General features: G+C 69.5%; 16 protein-coding genes. 11 read left to right on the top strand and 5 right to left on the bottom strand.

Annotation, left to right across the window (positions count from 1 at the left end; translation table 11 throughout):
- Positions 1 to 337: 337 nt before the first annotated feature.
- The gene (locus tag EKO23_RS23020) at positions 338 to 1,411 is read right to left on the bottom strand and encodes an ABC transporter ATP-binding protein (RefSeq protein ID WP_134720828.1); all 1,074 of its coding nucleotides are present in this window, start codon (positions 1,409 to 1,411) and stop codon (positions 338 to 340) included.
- A 197-nt stretch (positions 1,412 to 1,608) separates the two neighbouring features.
- Here EKO23_RS23020 and EKO23_RS23015 point away from each other — a divergent pair, with 197 nt between their 5' ends.
- From EKO23_RS23015 to EKO23_RS23005, 3 genes are read left to right on the top strand one after another with little or no spacing between them, the layout of a single operon-like run.
- Positions 1,609 to 3,477 carry a glycosyltransferase family 2 protein gene (locus EKO23_RS23015; RefSeq protein WP_134720827.1) on the top strand — a complete coding sequence of 623 codons (1,869 nt, stop codon included), beginning with the start codon at positions 1,609 to 1,611 and terminating at the stop codon, positions 3,475 to 3,477.
- Positions 3,474 to 4,211 carry an efflux RND transporter periplasmic adaptor subunit gene (locus EKO23_RS23010; RefSeq protein WP_134720826.1) on the top strand — a complete coding sequence of 246 codons (738 nt, stop codon included), beginning with the start codon at positions 3,474 to 3,476 and terminating at the stop codon, positions 4,209 to 4,211. Before EKO23_RS23015 ends, EKO23_RS23010 begins: the two co-directional genes overlap by 4 nt.
- Positions 4,211 to 6,241 carry a glycosyl hydrolase gene (locus EKO23_RS23005; protein ID WP_134720825.1) on the top strand — a complete coding sequence of 677 codons (2,031 nt, stop codon included), beginning with the start codon at positions 4,211 to 4,213 and terminating at the stop codon, positions 6,239 to 6,241. Before EKO23_RS23010 ends, EKO23_RS23005 begins: the two co-directional genes overlap by 1 nt.
- A gap of 440 nt (positions 6,242 to 6,681) precedes the next feature.
- Here EKO23_RS23005 and EKO23_RS23000 read toward each other — a convergent pair whose 3' ends face one another.
- Positions 6,682 to 7,107 (bottom strand): hypothetical protein, encoded by a 426-nt coding sequence (locus EKO23_RS23000; RefSeq protein WP_134720824.1) that lies wholly within the window; start codon positions 7,105 to 7,107, stop codon positions 6,682 to 6,684.
- A 213-nt stretch (positions 7,108 to 7,320) separates the two neighbouring features.
- On the opposite strand from EKO23_RS23000, the gene EKO23_RS22995 reads away from it, so the two are divergent.
- Positions 7,321 to 9,309: a hypothetical protein gene (locus EKO23_RS22995; RefSeq protein WP_134720823.1), complete on the top strand. Its 1,989-nt coding sequence runs from the start codon at positions 7,321 to 7,323 to the stop codon at positions 9,307 to 9,309.
- A gap of 185 nt (positions 9,310 to 9,494) precedes the next feature.
- Here the strand turns inward: EKO23_RS22995 and EKO23_RS22990 are convergent, their stop codons facing one another.
- Together EKO23_RS22990 and EKO23_RS22985 are read right to left on the bottom strand one after the other, a co-directional pair.
- On the bottom strand, positions 9,495 to 10,673 hold the full coding sequence (locus EKO23_RS22990) for an aminotransferase class V-fold PLP-dependent enzyme (protein WP_134720822.1): 1,179 nt from the start codon (positions 10,671 to 10,673) through the stop codon (positions 9,495 to 9,497).
- Between the two features lie 463 nt (positions 10,674 to 11,136).
- Positions 11,137 to 11,946, bottom strand: coding sequence for a CPBP family intramembrane glutamic endopeptidase (locus EKO23_RS22985; protein ID WP_134720821.1), 810 nt, complete (start codon positions 11,944 to 11,946; stop codon positions 11,137 to 11,139).
- A 163-nt stretch (positions 11,947 to 12,109) separates the two neighbouring features.
- Between EKO23_RS22985 and EKO23_RS22980 the strand changes: the two genes are divergently transcribed.
- From EKO23_RS22980 to EKO23_RS22970, 4 genes are all read left to right on the top strand, one after another.
- On the top strand, positions 12,110 to 13,273 hold the full coding sequence (locus EKO23_RS22980) for a sensor histidine kinase (RefSeq protein WP_134720820.1): 1,164 nt from the start codon (positions 12,110 to 12,112) through the stop codon (positions 13,271 to 13,273).
- Positions 13,270 to 13,962, top strand: coding sequence for a response regulator (locus tag EKO23_RS22975; protein WP_134720819.1), 693 nt, complete (start codon positions 13,270 to 13,272; stop codon positions 13,960 to 13,962). The genes EKO23_RS22980 and EKO23_RS22975 overlap by 4 nt, the downstream gene beginning before the upstream one ends.
- 237 nt (positions 13,963 to 14,199) lie before the next feature.
- On the top strand, positions 14,200 to 14,325 hold the full coding sequence (locus EKO23_RS25955) for a GNAT family N-acetyltransferase (RefSeq protein ID WP_217702777.1): 126 nt from the start codon (positions 14,200 to 14,202) through the stop codon (positions 14,323 to 14,325).
- 23 nt (positions 14,326 to 14,348) lie between these two features.
- Positions 14,349 to 14,816, top strand: a complete 468-nt coding sequence (locus EKO23_RS22970) for a GNAT family N-acetyltransferase (RefSeq protein WP_217702776.1) — start codon at positions 14,349 to 14,351, stop codon at positions 14,814 to 14,816.
- Between the two features lie 235 nt (positions 14,817 to 15,051).
- Here the strand turns inward: EKO23_RS22970 and EKO23_RS22965 are convergent, their stop codons facing one another.
- Positions 15,052 to 15,255, bottom strand: coding sequence for a cold-shock protein (locus EKO23_RS22965; RefSeq protein ID WP_134720818.1), 204 nt, complete (start codon positions 15,253 to 15,255; stop codon positions 15,052 to 15,054).
- A 643-nt stretch (positions 15,256 to 15,898) separates the two neighbouring features.
- On the opposite strand from EKO23_RS22965, the gene EKO23_RS22960 reads away from it, so the two are divergent.
- The 3 genes from EKO23_RS22960 (at position 15,899) to EKO23_RS22950 (ending at position 17,808) form a co-directional block, all read left to right on the top strand.
- Positions 15,899 to 16,348, top strand: a complete 450-nt coding sequence (locus EKO23_RS22960) for a hypothetical protein (protein ID WP_134720817.1) — start codon at positions 15,899 to 15,901, stop codon at positions 16,346 to 16,348.
- A gap of 108 nt (positions 16,349 to 16,456) precedes the next feature.
- A complete protein-coding gene (locus tag EKO23_RS22955) occupies positions 16,457 to 17,209 on the top strand; it encodes a Vps62-related protein (protein ID WP_167880616.1) in 753 nt (250 codons plus the stop codon).
- Positions 17,206 to 17,808, top strand: coding sequence for a hypothetical protein (locus EKO23_RS22950; RefSeq protein WP_134720815.1), 603 nt, complete (start codon positions 17,206 to 17,208; stop codon positions 17,806 to 17,808). The genes EKO23_RS22955 and EKO23_RS22950 overlap by 4 nt, the downstream gene beginning before the upstream one ends.
- Positions 17,809 to 18,035 lie beyond the last annotated feature (227 nt).

The following is an 18,035-nucleotide window of genomic DNA, read 5'->3' as shown; positions in this document are numbered from 1 at the left end:
TTCACAAAGTCGGGCTGACAGGATTTGAACCGGCGACCCCTTTCCCCAGCCTCCGGCAGCGGGGGCAGGGTCACCCACGAGAGTCAAGTTTCCCCTTATTTACAAGGGGATTGAACAACCGTGGACTCCGGAGGACCTCCCCGGATCGGCACGATGGAGCCGCGCAAGGAGCCGCGCATAGAGCCGCGCTGGCTGAGCTTCAACGGGTGCAGCCGAATGGTCCACATCTTGCAGGATGACGTTCCTGGACCCGCAGTCCGATGCCGTGGTTGCCTCGGCCCTGCCTCTGGATTCGTACTTCGTCAGCGGGACGCCGACGCCCTGAGTGTCGACGGAGTCAGGCGCCCAGTCGCTCGCCGCTGCCGGGGTGGAACAGATGGACCCCGGCCGGGTCGGGGAGCACCGTCACCAGGTCACCGACGGCGACATCGCTGCCCTCCGGCAGCCGGAACGTGAGGCGCACCGGTCGCCGGGCCGCGCCCTGCGCCTGGCCGCTCGCGAACAGCACCCCGTTCTGCTCGGACAGCGCCTGGACCTCGACGTCGACCCCGCGGCCGCGCTCGACCGGGTGCACGTCCTCGGGTCGTACGCCGAGGCGCGCGACCCCGGTGTCGGCGTGCACCGCCTGGATCGGCACCACGACGGTGGACTCGGCCAGCGTGGGCAGTCCGTACTGCATCCGCACGTCGAGGAAGTTCATCGGCGGCGAGCCCAGCAGCCCGGCCACGAAGAGCGTCCGCGGCCGGTCGTAGAGCCGGCGCGGCTCGTCGCACTGGTGCAGTAGGCCCTCGTCGAGCACCCCGACCCGGTCCGCGATCGTCAGAGCCTCGACCTGGTCGTCGGTGGCGTAGAGCGTGGTCACCCCCAGGGCCCGCTGGGCGGCGACGAGCGACTGCCGCACCTCGGCTCGCACCGTCGGCGCCAGGTTGGCCAGCGGCTCGTCCATCAGCAGCACCGATGGTCGGCGTACCAGGCCCCGGGCCAGCGCTACCCGCATCCGCTGGCTGGGCGACAGGTCGGTCGCGCCCTGGCCCAGGGACTCGCAGAGCCCGAGAAGGGCGGCCACCTCGTCGACCAGCGCCCGCACCGCGTGCCGGTCCCTGCCCGACGAGCGCAGCGGCGCACCGATGTTCTCGGCCACGGTCAGGTTCGGGTAGAGCGCGTAGTTCTGGAAGACCAGCACCACGTCGTCGCGGGCCCCCTCGACCGCCCGGCCCCCGACGCGCACCTCGCCCCCGGTGGCGGCGACCAGCCCCGCGACCATCCGCAGCGCCGTCGTCTTGCCGGCGCCGGGCGGGCCGAGCAGCACGAACAGCTCGCCGTCGGCGACCGTCAGGGTGAGCGGGGCCACCGCGGCGGTGCGCTCGCCGGGGTGGACGCACGTGGCGTCGTCGAACTCGATCTCGGCCATCTGGCAACTCTCCCCCGGCCGCCCCCACGGCGGCCTGAGGCTCCACTGTCACGCACATCACGCCCGAACGGGGCAATCCGGACAAGGTTTAACGACCCCGTTACACGGTCTTCGTCGGAGCCTCGATCTCGCTTCCTACCGTCGTTGACGAGGATGGCGCGGCCCGGGGGGACGGCCATCCGGGAGGGGGAACCGCCATGTCCTACGACGACTTCCGTCGCGTCGACCGCCATGATCCGAGCACCCGCCGGATCGCGTCTGCCCAGCACTACTCGCCCGTCCTGATCGTCCTCACGGTGCTGGCCACCGCCGGCATCCTCGTCTACGCCGTGTTCCTGCTGAACCCGGCCAACCGCGGCGACCTGCTGCCGTGGCTGATGGTCGTGTCCGCGGAGACCGTCCTCGTGGTGCATGCCCTGCTGGCGATGTGGACGGTGCTGTCCGGCACTCGCGACCCGCGCGACTACCGCTACTTCACCGCCCAGTCGCTGCTCTTCGACGCCCGCGAGGCCGCGGGCCGCGGCGTACGCCACCAGGCGCACCGCTGGCCGCTGCGGCTCAACGGCGAGCGGGTCACCGTCGAGGTGTTCGTGACGGCGTACGGCGAGCCGGTCGAGACCGTACGGCGCACCCTGCGCGCCGCGCTCGACCTGCGCGGGGAGCACCGCACCTGGCTCCTCGACGACGGCCGCTCCGACGAAATGCGGGCGCTCGCCGCGGAGCTGGGCTGCCGCTACCTGCGCCGGCTCAACAACCACGGCGCCAAGGCCGGCAACGTCAACCACGCCCTGACGATCGCCACGGGCGACTACTTCTGCATCTTCGACGCGGACTTCGTGCCGCAGCCGGACTTCCTGGAGCACACGTTGCCGTTCTTCGTCGACGAGACGGTCGCGTTCGTCCAGACCCCGCAAACCTACGGCAACCTGCACAACATGATCTCCCGCGGCGCGGGCTACATGCAGACGGTCTTCTACAAGTACGTCCAGCCCGGTCGCAGCCACTTCAACGCGGCGTTTTGCGTCGGCACCAACGTGGTCTTCCGGCGGACTGCGGTGCACGAGATCGGCGGCATCCACGCCGACTCCAAGTCCGAGGACGTGTGGACCTCGTTGCGCCTCCACGAGCGCGGCTGGCGCAGCGTCTACCTCGCCAAGACCCTGGCGGTCGGGGACGCGCCCGACACCGTCGAGGCCTACACCAAACAGCAGCTGCGCTGGGCGACCGGCGGCTTCGAGATCATGATCAAGGCGAACCCGCTCAGCCCGCGACGCTCCCTGACACCGGACCAGCGCATCATGTACGGCATCACCGCGACCCACTACCTGACCGGGATCGCGCCGGGGATCCTGCTGCTGGTGCCGCCGATGGAGGTGTTCTTCGACCTGCACCCGGTGGACCTCACCGTCGGGCTCTGGCAATGGTTGCTCGTCTACGCCGGTTTCTACGTCATGCAGATCCTGCTGGCGTTCTGCACCCTGGGCAGCTTCCGGTGGGAGGTGCTGATGCTGGCGGCGGTGTCGTTCCCGATCTATCTGCGGGCGCTGGTCAACGCGGTCCTCGGCCGCGAGCAGCAGTGGCACGTCACCGGCGCGACCACCCGGGCCAGCTCACCGTTCAACTTCATGATCCCGCAGGTGCTGATGTTCGTGTTCCTGCTGCTGACCGCGGCGGTCGGCGTCTGGCAGAACTGGACGCACAGCACCGTCACCCTCGGCACCGCCTGGAACCTCACGAACACGTTCGTCCTCGGTGCCTTCGTGGTGGTGGCCTGGCGCGAGGCTCACCGGGTACGCCGCGGCCTGCCGGTCGCCACCCGCCGTGCGGCCGCACCCACGCACCCGACGGTGGCACCCGCACCGGTGGCCCATCCGTCGGTGATCCCCCTGGCGCTTGCCCCGACGCCGCAGTCCGCTGCGGTGGCCCTGGCCGAGGAAACGGCGGCCAACCTGGTCACCCGCACCGGCCACAGCCTGACCGTCCGCGGCCCGGCCGTCGTCGAGCCCTCGACCGCCGGCCACCCACGGGTACCCACGCCCCGACGACGCGGAGGAGCACACCGATGAGCTGGCGCAACCGCATCCGGCTGGTCGCCGGTCTCGTCGTCGTGCTGCTGGTGGTGGCCACCCTCACCCTGGTGGTCAACCAGCGCGCCCGGCAGGCGTTCAGCATGAACGCCCGGGTGGTCGCCGACCAGTACCACGTCGGCTCGGACTACGGCGGCGTCGTCGTCCGGCAGTACGTCGACATCGGCGACGACGTACGCGCCGGGGACAAGCTCTTCACGATCTCGTCCCTAGGACTGCAGAAGGACCTCAGCAACGGGCTCGACCCCGTCTCCACCGAGGCCTACGACATCGACCGGGACCGCGGCCTCGTGACCTACCGAGCCACGGTCGACGGCACCGTCACGACCCTGGCTGCGCTCGAGGGCAGCTTCGTGGGAGGCGGCGACGACATGGCCGAGATCACAGCCGGCGGCACCCAGTACGTCACCGCCGAGTTCACCCTGCCACCCAAGGACTACGCCCGGATCGTCACCGGCGGCGAAGCCCAGATCGACCTGCCGAACCGCGAGACGGTCCCCGGGTCGATCTCCCGTGTCAGCGTCGAGACGACCGGCGGCATCGCCAACGCGACGGTCGACGTGACGGCGCCCGCCCTGCGCGGCAACGAGCTCGACGCGTTCAACCAGCCGGGATCGCCCGTGGCGGTGACACTGACCCTCGAGGACGAGGGAGTGCTGGCGGGACCCACGGACACGCTCATGGAGTTCCTGCACCGCGCCGGGGTCCGCTGATGGCACGCGCACGGGTCGCACTGCTGCTCGGCGTCCTGGTGCTGGCCGGGTGCTCCTCGAGCCCGGCGGCGGACCCGGATGGACCGGATCGGTCGGGGGCGCCCGCGGCCGGTGCGCCGCTCCCCCACAGCGAGGTCGCCCCGCTGGTGCAGGCGCAGACCCGGCGCGCCCTCGCCGACCTGCCCACGACCCGCCTGGCCCCGGGGCTGCTGCCGCCCACGAACAAGTGGTTCTCGGGGCTGGTGTTCGGCGACGAGCCGCAGCCGGTGTTCCCACTGCCGCTCGCGTTCACGATCGACGCACGGTCCTTCGGGTTCGGGCTGCCGCAGGTGGTGACTTCCGCGGACGCGATCGTCGGCAGCCACCAGCGCGACGTGTCGGTCACGGCGCAGGGATCCACCCGGCAACGCGTCTCGGCGTACGACGACGCGTCGGTGACGATGCAGGCCCGCGACGCCGCGGGGGCGACGCTGGGCCGGACCACCGTCGCCGAGGGCTCGCCGTACGTCACCCACCGCGCCGCCCGCCGCGAGGTGCTGCGCACCTCCGTGCCGTTCACCGGAAGCGGTGCCACCCGGACAGCCACGACGCCCACCGGCACGTACGCCGTACGGCTCGACGACGCGACCGTCCGCGGCCGCCGGATCGCGCTCGCGAAGGGCGGATCGGCGGTCTTCTTCCCGGTGCCCGCCGGCCGCAGCCCGGGCGAGCTGGCACGCCGCGCGGTGCCGCTGACCGGCGCGGCGACCACGTGGTCGGTCGCGGCGGACACGGTCACCACGTCGGTCCGCTACCGGACCGCCGGCGGCGCCCGAACAGCGTACGGCGTGCTCCCCCACCAACGCGGCAGCCTCACCGGTGACAGCAGCTGCACGCTCGGCAGCTTCCCCACGGTGCTCGGCGAGCTCACCCTCTGCGAGGGCACCGGCCCAACGTGGACCGCACCCCGCCAGGACGCCCGGGCCGGCCTCGACCTGTCCGGACTCGACGGCGAGCAGCGCGACGAGATTGCGTCTCAGGTGCGCGCCGACCTCGCTGCGAGCGCGGACCTGCCGGCCGACAGCTACTTCGGCGGCAAGGCGCTCTACCGCCTCTCCCAGCTGTTGGCGCTGGCCGACGAGGTGGGGGCCGACGACGCTGCGGCCGACGCCGCTGCTGCCCTCACGACGGCGCTGCGGACCTGGACCGAGCCGCAGGGCTGTGCTCGCCGGGTGGAGCGCTGCTTCGTCTACGACCCGCAGTGGAAGGGCGTGGTCGGTCAGGCGCCGGCGTTCGGGTCAGAGACCTTCAACGACCACCACTTCCACTACGGCTACTTCCTGTACGCCGCCGGAGTGCTCGGCCTGCACGACCCGGACGTGGTCGACGACCTGCGGCCGGTGATGACCCTGCTCGCCGCGGATGTCGCCGGCGGCAGCGACACCGGCCTCAGCCCCCGGCTGCGCGTCTTCGACAGCTGGGCCTCCCACTCATGGGCCTCGGGGACCAGCCCGTTCGCCGACGGCAACAACCAGGAGTCCTCGTCCGAGGCGGTCACCGCCTGGGCCGGACTCCGGCTCTGGGCGGACGCGGCCGGCGACGACCTGCTTGCCCGCCAGGCCACCTGGCTGATGTCGTCCGAGGCAGCGGCCGCCCGCGCGTACTGGACCGGCTTCGACACCGACCAGCCCATCTACGACGGGTTCGCGCACGGCGTGGTCGGGATCGGCTGGGGCGGCAAGCGCGACCACGCGACCTGGTTCTCGGCCGAGCCGACCGCGGTGCTCGGGATCCAGGTGATCCCGATGAGCCCGTCCTCGGACTACCTGGCCGCCGACCCGGATCGCGTGATCGCCAACGTCGAGGCGGCAACCCGGGCCGGCGGGTACGCCGACCAGCTCGGCGACTACGTGCTCATGTACTCCGCCCTGGGCGGTTGCGACGCCGCTCACGACGCGCTCACCAAGGCCAGGACGCTACCCGACGACGCCATCGACGACGGCAACAGCCGGAGCTACCTGCTCGCGTTCCTGGTGGCTCGGCGGTGCTGAGCCCTGAGGGCAGTCGCGCCGCCCAAGCCGCAGTACAGTACCCGGCACCCCTCTCGGCTCCCCCGTCGCAAGTCTCGGCTCGCGCTGCGGACTGGTCGCAACATGGCGGGGAGTTGACAGGCGGCTGAACCCCATCGAGCCGGACGTGGCTTGTGCCTTCGCCGATACCAGGATGTCCGGGTTCGAACATGGTTCCGTAGCTCCGGCGTGGCCCTCTGAGCCCGGTGAGGAACCTCGTGATGAAGGGTTTCGGCCCCGCGGTACCCGCAGTCGGTCCGGCTCACCGTGGCATGGATCGGCGTTGTCGGGGCTTCGGCCACCGTGTCCACCGAGGGTCTCGGGCTGATCCGCATGACGTGCCGGGATCCTGCCAACTATGCGGCGTGGCGCCACGCCACTCACCCGCCTCGACCCGTGCCCCACTCGTCGTGGTCAACACCTCACGTGCGGACTCCTGCTCCGGGCCAAGCACCCGGCGTTCGGCGCCCGCCTGCACGACCATCATCGACACGTGGTGGGATCACGTCGTGCAGCTCGCGGGCGATCCGGGCGCCCTCCTCGAGGATCGCCTCCCGGGCGGCAAGCCCACGCTCCCGTTCCGCCAGGCCCAGCCGCTGGTCTCGGTCCCCCACCACCCTCCGCAGCAGCACCATCACCACCAGGGCACCCACGGTGAACGCCGCGATCGCGTTCAGTCCCTGCCGCGGCCGTACCCCGCCATCGGCCGCGATCCACTTCGTCACCGAGGACCGCTCGACGCCGACCGCGGCCGCCGCGGCGTACCCACTCGAGGTCTGCGCGTAGACCTCCCACACCCGCTGATACACAGACGGCACCATCCGCCACGAGAACACCGGACTCGACATGCAACACACCCATCACTCGATCGGTGTTGCACTCACCCCTGGGAACCGCGGTGTCATTCCGCAAAGACGTTGCAGAAGTGGAGTGCCGATGGGGTTCAACGAGTCGCTCGGGTCGGTATAACTACTGACTTTCGGGTAAGCGCAAGCCGTACCAACGTTGTAGGTGGTCACTCGTCGCGGCTTGGAGTCGCCCTCTCTGGACTGGAGATCACCATGCGCACCACAGGGAGGCATGCCAGGTCACTGGTGTTCGGTCTGGTCGCGGCAGCAAGTATCGGTGCCGCGACCCTGAGGGGAGTCCCGGCGGTTGCGGATCCTCCTGAGGTGTGGGTTTCGGGTGCCGCGCTGTCGCTTGGCGATGCCGCAGACGCAGCCTCGGTCGACTTGGACGACGGGGCCGCGGTGTGGCTGGCGACGCAGGGCGGGTCCACTCGTGTCATGTACTCCGGCATGAGCGGATCGGGGACGTGGATGAGCCCGCTGGCGCTGTCTGCACCGGGCGTCATCGTGGACCAGCCCTCGGTGTTCACCGACGGCAACACCGTGGTGGCCTGGCGCGTCTTCGACGGGACGCATTGGCAGATCCAGGCCCGGATGAAGCTTGGCGACGCAACTGTGTGGAGTGAACCGACTACGTTCACCTCGGCCGATGGCGACGCCGTTGAGCCGTTGGCTCTCGTGACGTACTACTACGACCGCTGGACCGAAACGCTGCCGCGAGTGCTGTGGCGCCGAAACGACGGGAGCAATTGGCGCTTGCAGTACGGGTCACTGCGTGACGACGGCGGAAGTGAGAGTGGTGAGTATGTGACGCCCGCCGGCGACGAGGTCCGCGACGTCACCCACATCCCCGGCAACGGTTACGAGTATGTCTCCTGGAGCAGGTTCGACGGATCGCGCTGGCTGGGCGAGGCCGTGGATGCCAGCGACCCAGAGCCGCCGTTCTGGAACATCGGACCGGCGACCGAGGACGTCCTCGAACCATCATTTGCCGGGGATGTCGACGTCTGGCGCACTCCCAGTGACGGCGTGACCAGAGTCAGAGCCGTTTGTGCCACCACTTGCTCGGATCCGGCCGTCTACCTCTCACCGGCCGGCCTGGACACCGAAGAACTCGCAGCCGCTGGCTGGACCGACAACGCTTACCGGCGCCACGGGCTCGTCGCGTGGCGGCAGCACGATGGGAGCAGCTGGCGGATCGCGGTGCGGACGAAGACCGCCGGGGCGGGATGGTCGGCCCGCGCGTACCTATCTCCGGCGGGGGTGGACGCGTCGGCCCCGTCTGTCGCGCCGGGACAGTTCGCCGATGGGGAGCTGTCCTCCGTGATCGTCGCCTGGACCGAGGAGTCAGCGTCGGGGCCCATCGCGCGGGCGGCCGTCTTCGGTGAGGCCACGCCCCCGGAGCCGACCACGCTGTCCGTGGCCGGAGAGAAAGTCACGGGCACCGTCGGGCTGACCTGGAACGGTGTTGCCGCCGCCTGGGTGTCCGGGGCTCCTGAGGCAGCCGCTGTGCAGGTTCGGGGCTTTGACGTGACAGGCCCAAGAAGCGACGTGCGCCCCTTTGGCGGCAACGGGATTCAGCCGACAGCGCTGGTCCGATGGTCGGCGCTCGATGACTGGTCTCCGGTCGCCGTGTACGACGTGCGCCGCAGTGAACTGCGATGGAACCAAAGCCGGTGGAGCCGGTGGCAGGTGATGACCGATACCAACGCCACGTCTGACACCATGCGATTCCCGGCCGGCGCGACGACCTGCGTCGCTGCCCGGGCCCGAGACAGCCTCGGCCACGTCGGGGCATGGTCATACTCGAGCTGCGTCACCAGGCCCGTGGACGACCGGGTGCTCACCCGCCACGGCCGATGGCAGGCCCGCACCGGCGAGCGCTACTACAAGGGCACCTACTTGACTACTCGACGGAAGGGCGCGTCGCTGGTCCTCGGGCCATTCCCCAGGTCGTTCGACCAGGCGGTCCTCGTAGCCGTCGGCCCCGGAAACGGCAAGGTGCGCGTCGACTCCCGCTGCGGAAAGGAGTGGCGGTTCAACCGCACGCTCGACCTCCACTCAACCAAGAACCGAACACTGGTAAAGCGGTGGGTCAACAACCGCTGGGAGTGCCCCGGAGGCCTGCGCATCACCGTCCTCAGCGAAGGAAAACCGGTGCGCATCGACGGCGTCTACGCTCCACCCAGAAACACGCCTTAGCGAAGACCTCCACCTGCCGGCCTACCCCGCCTCTCAAGGCGCGTCCTTCCGCCGCGATCGACTCAGCTTGTGACATCGTTCCTGGCCCCAAGAACGTCCTCGGTCGATCGGAGGGTCGCCCCTGACCGCCGCAGCCTTGGCGAACATTGGCCGCAGGCGGTCGCAAGCGCCGTAGAGTCTCTCGGTCAGCGATGGACCACGGCGCTCGGCAGTGCGTCGCACATCCGGTCGAGCTCGTCGTCGGTGTTGTAGTAGTGGACGGAGGCGCGGACGACCGCGTCCAGCCCGCGTGGTTGGAGGTCCCATCGTGCGTAGTCGGCGATGGAGACAGAGACGTTGATCTTCTGGGCGTGCAGCAGGTCGGCGACTCGGCGTGGGTCGTGGCCGTCGACGGTGAAGGTGACGATGCCGCACCGACGCTGACCCTGGTCGTGCACCAGCACCCCTGGTCGGGTGCGAAGTCGTTGGCGGAGGGACTCTGCGAGGTCGGTGACGCGGACCTCGATGGCATCCAGGCCGAGGTCCACGGCGGCGCTGGCGGCAACACCGAGGCCGATCTTCCCGGCGTAGTAGGTCTCCCAGTTCTCGAACCGGCGGGCGTCGGCGCGCACCTGGTAGCTGTGGGGGCTCGTCCACGTGGCTGCGTGCAGGTCCAGGAACGGCGGCTCGATGCGCTCGAACATGGGTCGGGCGCAGTACAGGAAGCCGGTGCCGCGCGGTCCGCGCAGGTACTTGCGGCCGGTGGCGGTGAGCAGGTCGCAGCCGATCTCGGCGACGTCGATGGGGATCTGGCCGACCGACTGGCAGGCGTCGAGCAGGTAGGTGATCCCGAAGTCGCGGGCGACCCTGCCGATGTCGACGGCGGGGTTGACCAGGCCGCCCTGGGTGGGCACGTGGGTGACGGCGATCAGCTTCACCCGCTCGTCGATCATGTCGCGCAGTGCGCTCACCGACAGCTGCCCGCTCTCGTCGTCGGGGACCGTTTCGACGCTCACGCCGTACCGGCGTGCGGTCTGAAGGAAGGCGATGGCGTTGCTGGCGTACTCGGCGCGAGCCGTCAGGATCCGGTCACCCTCCTGGAACGGAAGTGAGTAGAAGGCCATGTCCCAGGCGCGGGTGGCATTCTCGACGACGGCGATCTCGTCGCGTTCGGCGCCGACAAGGCGCGACAGCGCGTCGTAGGTGTGCTCGATCTTGTCGGTCGCTTCTGCGGCGGCTTCGTAGCCGCCGATCTCCGCCTCGAGCTCGAGGTGAGAGGTGACGGCCTCGAGTGTCTGGCGGGACATCAGCGCGGCGCCGGCGTTGTTGAGATGGACCCGGTCGGCGCAGCCCGGGGTGTCGGCGCGCAGTGCCTCGACGTCCATGAGTGCCGCTCCGATCTGTGAGCTGGACTTCGCCCTTGACTCTCCCAACCCTTCCCCGGCAGGGACAAGGGGTTCATGTTCTGGTGTTCGATGCTGCACCCGCCGACCGTCTGAGCGAGGGAGGTGGTGCTCAGGACGCTGCACTGACGCTCGCACGATCCCGTCCGCGAGGCCTTCCCGCACCTCGCGCCAACGAGGAGCGCGTCATTTAGCCGCAAGGGGCGTGCTAGTGGGTCGGGCATCGTGCCATCGACACTCGCCGTTCGGTCGCTACCGCGCATCCCGACGCAATCGCGGCGCCCCAACGTTCAAGGGTCTGCTCCATGCCCTGCCTGTTGTGGATCCGCAGCTCGCTCACACCGGGGTGCCAAAGCGGCGATCGGCCTGTACTCGGCAAGGCGCCCAGTAGACACCGGACTGCCCCTGCCCGGTGAGCCGGGCAGGGGCAGCACGGACGGTCCGCTCAAGAGACGACGAGGCCGAGCACGGCGAGCGAGATCACCACCGTCTGTGCACTGTGCGCCGCAATGGCGATCCAGGTGCTCCGGTAACGCTTCGCCGGGTAGGCGAGCGCGATGGTGTCGATCAGTGCCGACGGGAGGATCATCCACGGCACGTGCAGGTGGTAGGCCCCGAACAGAACACCGTTCGCGAGCCAGTCACCCCGTCCGAACGCACCCTCCATGCGGGGCAGTAGCAGCCCCCGGAACAGCAGCTCCTCGCCGAGAGCCGTGTTGAAGACTCCGAAGGCGACGATGATCGCGAACCAGCCCCAGGCGCCGCTCAGGAACTCCTGACCCGCCGCTGACTCGAGGAACGTGGCCATGTCGTGGCTCCCTGGGTGTGCAACCTGCGGGATCATCTCCTCGACCGCGAGGGCGACGATCAGCGGCAGCACGAGCAACCAGAGCCGGCCGCCCTTGCGGCCGCTTGTCGGGCTGCGGGGCGCACGGAGCCGGAGCGCCTCGCGGACGACCGACCAGCGGAGCGTCCGTTGCTCGTGCCAGACGAGGGCCATGACGAGCACGAACTGCCAGATCAGGCCGGCGGTCAGGCTCACGATCAGCGCCTTGGCCATGGGTACGTTTCCGTCACCGTCGAAGCCGTGGGCGAGGACGGGGGCGACCACCCATGCCAGCGCCGCCATCGGCAGTGCCGCGGCCGCCCAGACCGCCATGATCTTGCGTCGGCTGTACTGCGGGATCTCCACGGCCGAGGCGTTGGCATCCACGTGGGTGTTGGCAGGCGCACGGTGCGCCAGTGAGACGTCCATGAGATTCTCCTTCGTCTTGGTCGACTCGGTGCCACGACGCTAGGGCGCTGGAGGTCCCCGTCGCGTCGTCGCGATGTACGAGTCCCGGCTCCTCCCCGGCGTCGATCCCGGGTCCTACTCGAGGAGGAGGCGCGCCGCCATTCGCGCGGAGTACGTTCCGGACATGACCCGTTTGCCTGACCTCACTCGCAGGTACGGGTTCGACGCGCTCGTCGTGATCGCGGTGGTCGTCGGGGCGCTCGACCTCGCGATCAGGAGCGACGCCGCCCGGGCGCCGCAGACGACGCTGTGGACCGTCGTCCCTGCCCTGGCGCTGGTCGTCTTGCCACTGCTGGCGCGCCGACGATTCCCGTTCGCCGCCCCCGCCGCGCTGTGGCTGCTGGCCGCCGCGGCCTCGTTCGTCGACGGGCGCCTCATCATCTTCGCCGTCAGCGCCACGGTGGCCGGGCTGGCCGCTGCGTTCCTGCTCGGCAACCTGCCGGACCCCGTCCAGGCGCGGATCGGGCTGGTGATCGTGCTCGCCGGCGCCTCGACCATCGTCTACAACGACCCCAACCACGGCCCGGGCGACTTCGTTTTCGTCCCGATCCTGTTCACCATCGGCTGGCTTGCCGGCTACGCGATGCGAGAGCGTGCAGTGCAGGCCCAGGCCGCCGAGGTGCGGGCCGCCGTGGCCGAGCGGGAACGGGAGGCGACGGCACGTCTCGCGGTCGCCGAGGAACGCACACGCATCGCACGCGAGCTGCACGACATCGTCGCCCACGCCGTGAGCGTCATGGTGCTCCAGGTCGGCGCCGTACGGCACCGGCTCCCCGCCCAGCTGCACGAGGACGCCGATGCGCTCAAGGACGTCGAGCAGGCCGGCCGGTCGGCGCTGGCCGAGATGCGCCGACTCCTTGGTGCGCTCCGCAGCGACGGCGAAGCCGCGGCCCTGGCACCGGAGCCCGGGCTGGACCGGCTCGACGCTCTGCTGGCCGAGGTGGGCCGGGCCGGCCTGCCCGTTCAGCTGATGATCGACGGCGAGCCGTGTCCCCTGCCCCGTGCCATCGACCTCTCGGCTTACCGGATCGTCCAGGAGGGGCTCACCAACGTTCTCAAGCACGCGCACGCGAGCCGCGCCGAGGTGACCCTGCGCTACGGACCGGACGACCTGCGCATCGACGTCCACGACGACGGCGCCGGCACGGCGACCAGCAACGGGAGCGGACACGGCCTCGTCGGGATCCGCGAACGAGTCAAGATCTACCGAGGTGAGATGAGCGCCGGAACCGCGGAGGACGGCGGCTTCCTGCTCCGCACCCGGCTCCCGCTCCGGGACGCGTCGTGAGCATCCGGGTCCTCGTGGCAGACGACCAGTCGATGGTCCGGGCAGGGTTCCGGATGCTTCTGTCCGGCGAGCCCGATCTCGAGGTGGTCGGCGAGGCGAGCACCGGGCTCGAGGCGATCGACCAGACCCGTCGCCACCATCCCACGGTCGTGCTCATGGACATCCGGATGCCGGAGCTCGACGGGCTGGAGGCGACCCGACGCATCATCGCCGCAGACGCCGCCGCGCGGATCNCAGACGCCGCCGCGCGGATCCTGATCCTGACCACGTTCGACCTCGACGAGTACGTCTACGAAGCGCTGGCCGCCGGCGCCAGCGGCTTCGTGCTCAAGGACGACCCACCCGAGCAGCTCATCGCGGCCGTCCGCACCGTGGCAGCTGGAGAGGCGCTGCTCTCACCCGCGATAACCCGGCGCGTCATCAAGCGGTTCGTCCGCCTGCCCCGCGCCCAGCCACCCAGGCAGCTCACGGAGCTGACCGGGCGCGAGAAGGAGGTCTTGCACCTGATCGCCACCGGGCTGTCGAACACCGAGATCGCCGGGCAGCTCTACATCAGCGAGACCACGGTCAAGACCCATGTCACGCACATCCTCCAGAAGCTGGACCTGCGCGACCGAGTACAGGCGGTCGTGCTCGCCTACCAGACCGGAATGTTCGCCGAGGAAACCCGCCAGCCAGACGATCCATGACCCGTCGCCGGACGCTCGACATGCGACAACCCGGGACTCGTGGTGTGCCGCGCAGTCCCAAGTCCGCTGATGGGTCATGAGGAACTGCGACATTCCGCCGCGCGCGCTCGTAGGGGCTTCGGCCACACGACCCGGAGCGTGCTCACGGATCCAGCCAGCGGGCCGATGACCCATCGTCGGGTTTCGTGACCTGGAACTGAGGTGCCGGCACGAGCCGTGCGGCGTACCGTCGACGCGATGTCGCAGGCCACCCTTCGAACCGACCGGCTGGAACTCGTCCCGCTGTCGGAGGGCCACCTCTCCTTCCTGGTCGAGGTGAACTCCGACCCAGTGGTGCATCGCTTCTCTTTCACCGGGGCCTGACCGCTGAGGAGACCGAAGCGCAGTTGTGCCGGGCGCTGGCTGCGGCTGCTGAGGTCGACGGGCTCGGCCAATGGATCGGGTTCGACCACGATGAACCGATCGGGCTGCAGATGCTGCAGCCGCCGCACGGGCCGAGCCAGCCACAGGTGCCCGGTGAGGCTGATCTGGGCTATCGACTGCCCCAACGCCACTGGCGTCGAGGCTATGCGTCCGAGGGCGCCCGCGAACTCGTGCGCCACGGGTTCGAGGACCTCGACCTGACCCGGATCTTCGCGCAGACGATGGCGGTCAACGAGCCCTCCCGCGCCACGATGGCCTCGGTGGGGATGATGCTTGTCCGCTCCTTCACAGAGGAGTACGACGTGCCCATCCCCGGTCACGAGCAAGGGGAGGTCGAGTACGAGATCACTCAGAAGCGATGGCGTTCGGAGTTCGAGCGCCGTGATCTGCACACCGCGTCACCGACTAACACCCCGAGCACAAACGACTGAACCGCTCTCGGTCTTCTGCCGCCGGGCATGTACGTCACGCAGTTTCGTCACACCGCCGCCATCGACCCAGCCCACTTGCCTGGCGCCACCGGGCCGGCGCAATCCGACATCACGAGGCGACCAGGCTCCGATCGCATTCTTGGCTTGTCCCGCGGGCACAAGGCAAAGGGAACCGAAAGGGAAAGAACGCACAGCGGCGACCCCGGAGCCTGTCCGGAGCCGCCGCTGGAGCGAATCAGAGTGCGCGGACGCTCTCGGCCTGGGGGCCCTTCGGGCCCTGGGTGATCTCGAACTCGACGCGCGAGTCGTCCTTGAGGGACTTGAAGCCGGTGCCGGCGATCGCGGTGTGGTGGACGAAGACGTCAGCGCCGCCGCCGTCCTGTGCGATGAAGCCGAAGCCCTTGTCGTCGTTGAACCACTTGACGGTTCCCTGTGCCATTGCTCTTTACCTTCGGTAATTCCGGTGCCGGGCGACCTGCCCAGCACCACGCTGAAGACATCCGCACTGCGCCTGATGTCCAGCGGGAACCGAAGACCAAGATGGTTGAGATGAGCTACGACCACCGACGGCCGCGGGAAACGCTGAGCGCTTCCTTCAACGCGATCCAATCTAGCAGTGCGCACGTCGCGAGCCACCATCGTCGAGCACGGCACCGACGACGCGGCCGGCACACGGCCCCGTGGGGCTGGCGACTTCCCAGGCGAAATCGCGCCCGTCATGTCCCCGCGTTCAGCGCGGAGGAAGCGACCCGGTCTGCCGAGGAGCGGGTGAGGAACTGCGAGGACTAGTGCGGGCCCGGGCGATCTACTGGTCCGGGCCGAGCACGGGGGCGGCCGCAGCAGCCGGTCTAGGTCGAAGCCCTGAACCCGGATGTCGTGAGCGTAATTTGTTGTCTGGTTGGTCGCACGTGGATGGAGGTGGCAGCGCGCGCATAGAGTTGTTGTGCGCGGGACCAATTGGCGTCTCGAGACAAGGAACCGTGTCGTCAGACCCTTGCCGGATGGATCGCCCGTCTCTTGCGTGACGCGCAGTGCGGGAAGGGAGGGTAGGGGTGACTGCCGGGCGCTGGGCGGTGTGTCGCGTGGCCGACGCAGTGTTCGTGCTCGGGATGACGCTTACGACGCTCGCCGCGGTGGTCGCGGTGGGACCGCCGGCGTATGCCGACTCGGGCGCGGCTGCCCAGCGATTGGCGGAGACCTACAGCCCGATTGTGATGCTGCGCGACTTCCACGCGGAGTGCGGGCAGGGAGAGCACTTCGTGCCCATGCGAGTCGACGCGCTGCTGGACAACCCGGACGTCGCGCTGCGCCAGGTGGGTAACGGGGACGCAGTCATCGAGTGGGGACCTTCGGCTGCGGACCTCTACGGCCGGGCCACCGGGACCTATCTCGACCTGCCCGGAGACGCGCTGGAACCCGGCTGCATCTACGCCCAGGACGCCGCGCGGTACGCGCCGGTCTCGCAGGCCGCGGTCTATGCCCACGTGACCACGCAGGCCGACCGGCCGGGGTATGTCGCGGTGCAGTACTAGCTGTACTTCTACTACAACGACTGGAACGACAAGCATGAGAGCGACTAGGAGTTCATCCAGGTCCTCTTCCAGGCACCTTCCGCGCGGGCGGCCCTCGGGACAGACCCCGTGGAGGTGGGCTACGCCCAGCACACCGACGGCGAGACCGCCGACTGGGACTCCGCGAAGCTGGAGAAGGAGGGCACGCACCCGGTCGTCTACTCCTCTGAGGGGTCGCACGCCAGCTACTTCGAGCCGGCGCTGTACCTCGGTCGCGACCCCTCCGAGGGCGTCGGCTGCGACAACACCCAGGACCCGAACACTCGTGTCGTCCCCCTGCCGGTCCTGCTTCCGGGCCAGCCGTCCGGCCCGCACAGCGAGTTCGCCTGGCTCGCCTACGACGGCAACTGGGGCGAGCGGCACCCGGGACCGAACAACGGTCCGGCCGGCCCCCTGAGCAAGCCACGCTGGGTCAGCCCGGTCACCTGGCAGGAGAACCTGCGACCCGCATCGTTCGTCATCCCCGGCGGCAGCAAGACCCCGCCCGATGTCGTCCGCACCTTCTGCAACGTCGTGGGCCAGGGCTCGGGGCTCTACGTCCGGTACGCCGCCCACCCGGCCGCAGTGCTGGCCGTCTTGGCCGCGATCGCCTTGGTCCTGCTCTTCCTGCTGCGGCGTACGCTGTGGGACCGGGTGCCTCCGTACCCGGTCGTCAAGCGACGTCGCTCCGGCCAGATCGCCTGGTCAGCGGCGAGCCTCTACCGTCGCTTCCAGCCTTTCTGGTCGTCGGACTGCTCGCGATCCCGGTCGGCCTGCTCGCGGTCCTCCACGTCCTGGTGCTCCAGAACCTGCCGGTCATCGGACCTGCCGTGGGCGTGTTGACCGATCAGGCAACGCCGGGCAACCGCATCCTTGTCTCCTCGTGGGTGGTCACCAGCTTCTGGCCGCTGACCGTGCTGCTGGTCTCGGCCAGCGTCGCCCACCTGATGGACGACGGGCGCAGCCAGGCCACCCCGGGCCGTTCCTGGACGGCGATCCGCGCCGTCGGCCGGCGCTGGCGCCAGCTCGCTTCGACCTACCTCCCCCCTGCTCTCCTCATCGTCGTGCTGTCTTGGACGGGCATCGGCCTCCCGATCGCGGCATGGCTGGCGGTGCGCTACCAGTTCCTGGGACAGATCGTCATGCGCGAAGACCTCAGCGGCACAGCCGCGCGGAAGCGGGCAGGCGCGCTGGTCCGGCACCGGTGGTGGCACACCGCCCTGGTCGCGCTGATCGTCTGGGCCGGCATCAACGCGATCGGTGTCCTGCTGGGGCTGGTGCTTCTGATCTCCTTCACCTCCCTGCCACTCTGGACGATCACCGTGATCGTCCTCGTGACCCAGGTCGCGCTGACACCTCTGGGCGCAATCGCCCTGACCTTGCTGTACGGCGACGCAGCCGCCCAGCAAGAGGAGGAGCGCCTGGCGGCCGGCATCGCTTAGCCAACGCCGCTGCAAAGCACACCGGTCAGAGTCGCGGTCCAACGGGGGCCGGTGGCGCCCTGCACTCGGGCCGACCACCTGTGCAAGTGGGATGCGGTCGTTCAGTGAGCAGGTACCAATACTTGGTGAATTTGTGCGGAGTAGCGCCGATGGCAACCCGGGCTCCGGTCACGTTCCCGCAGATCAGGCACACCCTACGGAGTCTTGAACCGGCGACTTCTTGCGGA

This window comes from Nocardioides guangzhouensis (assembly GCF_004519545.1).
Taxonomy (GTDB): Bacteria; Actinomycetota; Actinomycetes; order Propionibacteriales; family Nocardioidaceae; genus Nocardioides; species Nocardioides guangzhouensis.
The sequence above is the reverse complement of the archived record's forward strand: the minus strand, read 5'-3'. Positions and strand labels throughout refer to the sequence as shown.